The sequence below is a fragment of the Streptomyces sp. NRRL B-24484 genome (assembly GCF_000717715.1).
GTDB lineage: Bacteria > Actinomycetota > Actinomycetes > Streptomycetales > Streptomycetaceae > Kitasatospora.
In genome coordinates this window covers 1-205 of record NZ_JOAI01000183.1, presented here as the reverse complement: position 1 = coordinate 205, position 205 = coordinate 1, and the positions used below count along the sequence as shown (strand labels likewise).

The 205-nt window shown below is 66.8% G+C and carries 1 protein-coding gene; it reads right to left on the bottom strand.

Annotated elements, in window-relative coordinates:
• Window positions 1-185 (bottom strand): hypothetical protein (locus IE98_RS51810; protein ID WP_234443897.1); only part of this gene is annotated, 185 nt, incomplete at its 3' end.
• Window positions 186-205 lie beyond the last annotated feature (20 nt).

Below are 205 nucleotides of genomic sequence, written 5' to 3'. Positions count from 1 at the left end.
GTCCAGTTCGCCTCGTTGGAGGCGCTGGCAACCGGCGCCACGATGCCGATGGCCACTGCCGACATGGCAGCGACGATTCCCGCCTTGCCGACCTTCCCGGCGAGAAAGCGCAGCGCCGGAGACTTGCGCGACCCCTCAGCCGCACCGTCCGCGGCCGACTCCCACCCGAATCGCGATGAAGCCATTTTCCCTCCCGAAAACAACA